This window comes from Thiobacillus sp. (genome assembly GCF_024708915.1).
On record NZ_JANJXQ010000202.1, the window covers coordinates 1 to 2866 of the forward strand.

Sequence of the window (2866 nt, forward strand, 5' to 3'; positions counted from 1 at the left end):
CTGAATATGTGCAAAAAGTCACCCAGGCGCTGCGCGAGGCGGGTATCCGTGCGGTGTCGGACTTGAGTAATAACAAGATTACTTATAAAATCCGCGAACATAGCTTGCAGAAGCTGCCTTATCAGGTGGTCGTTGGCGACAAGGAGATGGAGGCCGGGGTGGTCGCCGTCCGCGCCCGCGGCAATCAGGATCTGGGACAGCTCGGTTTGGATGGCTTCATCGCGCGCCTGAAAGCGGAAACGCTGGCGCGCCAGTAGCAGCGGTCAAACAAGGCGTCGGGACTGCCCCGTACAGGGGATTGGTCCCGCGCCTTCTTTATTTTTGTTTGACCTTTTTGCCTCGGCGCATTGCGTCAGGTTTTTATTTGGAGAACAGCTCATCGCGACAGAAAAGAAACAGACACGCATCAATGGGGAAATTACAACCCCGGAAGTGCGTTTGGTCGGTGTGGAAGGTGAACAGCTTGGCATCGTGAAGATTGTCGATGCGCTGCGTCAGGCAGAAGAAGCTGATCTGGATCTGGTTGAAATTGCGCCGACGGCTCAGCCACCCGTGGCCAAGATCATGGACTATGGCAAGTTCAAGTACCAGGAAAGCAAGAAGCAGCACGAAGCCAAGCTGAAGCAGAAACAGGTCCAGATCAAGGAAATCAAGTTCCGTCCGGGTACCGACGAGGGCGATTACCAGATCAAGCTGCGCAACCTGATCAAGTTTCTTGAAGAAGGCGACAAGACCAAGATTACGCTGCGTTTCCGGGGCCGCGAAATGGCCCACCAGGAAATCGGCATGGCCCAGTTGAAGCGGGTTTCCGCGGATCTGGCCGAACTGGCGGTGGTCGAGCAGTTCCCCAAGATGGAGGGCCGCCAGCTGGTGATGATGCTGGCGCCGAAAAAGAAGGTTTAAGCAAGCGGATTCGAGTGTAACGAGACCGGCGTTTCTCAGGCCTGCGGGCTGAAAACGCCACAATACGTGCAGTCGGGTTGATGAAGCATTCCGCGCCGCGGGATCACCTGGCCGCATGAAATAAAAGGAAGCATCATGCCTAAGATGAAAAGCAAGAGCGGTGCCGCCAAGCGGTTCCGCGCGCTGGGCGGCGGCGGGTTCAAGCGCTCGCACGCCTTCATGCGCCACATTCTCACCAAGAAGAGCACCAAGCGTAAGCGCCAGTTGCGCGGCATGGAAACCGTCAATGCCAGCAACCATAAAGCGGTTGCACGCATGTTGCCCTACGCATAAAGGAGAGAAAGCATGCCACGCGTCAAACGGGGTGTAACCGCCCGCGCCAGCCACAAGAAAATCCTCGATGCCGCCAAAGGCTATCGCGGTCGTCGCAAGAACGTATTCCGCGTCGCCAACGAAGCGGTGATGAAGGCCGGTCAGTACCAGTACCGCGACCGCCGTCAGCGCAAGCGCCAGTTCCGCGCCCTGTGGATTGCCCGCATCAACGCCGCGTCGCGTCAGCACGGCCTGACCTACAGCGTGTTCATGAACGGTTTGAGCCGCGCCGAGATCGGCATCGACCGCAAGGTGTTGTCCGACATCGCGATTTTCGACAAGGATGCCTTTGCCAAGATCGTCGATCAGGTCAAGGCCAAGCTCGCCGCGTAAGCGTCACCGAAGCAACAAGAAAAGGCCGCAAGGCCTTTTTTTGTTGGTGTGGTTTGAAAACCAGTTTATCCGCGAAGGACGCGAAGAAACGCGAAGTTAGAGTGGTCTTTTCTTCGTGAGCTTCGCGTCCTTCGCGGATAAATTCCAGATCTAGAAACTTCTCATGCGCAATCCCAATGAAATCGTTGCCGACGCCCTTGTCGCCATTCAGACCAGCCCTGATTTGCCGGCACTGGAACAGGTCAAGGCGGGCTATCTGGGCAAGAGCGGCCAGCTGACCGAACTGCTGAAAAGCCTGGGCGCGATGCCCGCCGACGAGCGCAAGACCGCCGGCGCCCGCATCAACGAAGCCAAGCAGGCGGTGGAAGCCGCGCTCAAAACCCGCCGCGACGCATTGCAGCAGGCCGAGCTGGACCGTCAGCTGGCGGCCGAAACGCTGGATGTGACCCTGCCCGGACGGGGCTTGGCGCGCGGCGGGGTGCATCCGGTGTCGCGCACGCTGACGCGCATCCAGGCGCTGTTCCGCTCGATCGGCTTCGAGGTGGCGACGGGGCCGGAGATCGAGACCGATTTCTACAATTTCACCGCACTCAACATCCCGGAAGACCATCCGGCGCGGGCGATGCACGACACCTTTTATCTGCAGAGCGGCGAGTTGCTGCGCACCCATACCTCGCCGGTGCAGGTGCGCTACATGCAGACCCACCGGCCGCCGCTGCGCATCATCGCGCCGGGACGGGTGTACCGTTGCGATTCCGATGTCACGCACACGCCGATGTTCCATCAGGTCGAAGGCCTGTGGGTGGACGAGTCGGTGTCGTTTGCCGACCTCAAGGGCGTGCTCGCCGATTTCATGCGCAACTTCTTCGAGCGCGACGATCTGCCGGTGCGCTTCCGGCCGTCGTTCTTTCCCTTCACCGAGCCGTCGGCCGAAATGGACATCGGCTGCGTGATGTGCGGCGGTGCAGGCTGCCGCGTGTGTTCGCACACCGGCTGGCTGGAAGTGCTGGGCTGCGGCATGGTGCACCCCAACGTGTTCAGGCATGTCGACATCGACACCGAACGCTTCGTCGGCTTTGCCTTCGGACTCGGCGTCGAGCGCCTCGCCATGCTGCGTTACGGCGTCGACGATTTGCGGTTGTTCTTCGAGAACGATTTGCGTTTCCTTAAACAGTTCAATTAATTAGGGCGCATACATCATGCAATTTTCAGAAGCCTGGCTGCGCAGTCTGGTCAACCCCGCACTCGATACGCCCCA

At 59.1% G+C, this 2866-nt stretch carries 5 protein-coding genes; all 5 read left to right on the forward strand.

Annotated elements, in window-relative coordinates; translation table 11 throughout:
• Positions 1 to 257, forward strand: a 257-nt coding sequence (locus Q0L94_RS13735) for a His/Gly/Thr/Pro-type tRNA ligase C-terminal domain-containing protein (protein WP_296754093.1), incomplete at its 5' end; no start/stop codon positions are given.
• A gap of 121 nt (positions 258 to 378) precedes the next feature.
• The gene (gene infC, locus Q0L94_RS13740) at positions 379 to 903 is read left to right on the forward strand and encodes a translation initiation factor IF-3 (RefSeq protein WP_296754103.1); all 525 of its coding nucleotides are present in this window, start codon (positions 379 to 381) and stop codon (positions 901 to 903) included.
• 135 nt (positions 904 to 1038) lie between these two features.
• Complete coding sequence (gene rpmI, locus Q0L94_RS13745; protein ID WP_011311521.1) at positions 1039 to 1236, forward strand: 50S ribosomal protein L35; 198 nt, start codon at positions 1039 to 1041, stop codon at positions 1234 to 1236.
• A gap of 12 nt (positions 1237 to 1248) precedes the next feature.
• Positions 1249 to 1608, forward strand: a complete 360-nt coding sequence (gene rplT, locus Q0L94_RS13750; protein WP_296631549.1) for a 50S ribosomal protein L20 — start codon at positions 1249 to 1251, stop codon at positions 1606 to 1608.
• A 163-nt stretch (positions 1609 to 1771) separates the two neighbouring features.
• Positions 1772 to 2791 (forward strand): phenylalanine--tRNA ligase subunit alpha, encoded by a 1020-nt coding sequence (locus Q0L94_RS13755; RefSeq protein ID WP_296754100.1) that lies wholly within the window; start codon positions 1772 to 1774, stop codon positions 2789 to 2791.
• Positions 2792 to 2866 lie beyond the last annotated feature (75 nt).

Excerpts from the sequence above, each read along its gene's own strand:
- rpmI (WP_011311521.1), top strand. The coding sequence starts at position 1,039 with ATGCCTAAGATGAAAAGCAAGAGCGGTGCCGCCAAGCGGTTCCGCGCG.
- rplT (WP_296631549.1), top strand. The coding sequence starts at position 1,249 with ATGCCACGCGTCAAACGGGGTGTAACCGCCCGCGCCAGCCACAAGAAA.
- Q0L94_RS13755 (WP_296754100.1), top strand. The coding sequence starts at position 1,772 with ATGCGCAATCCCAATGAAATCGTTGCCGACGCCCTTGTCGCCATTCAG.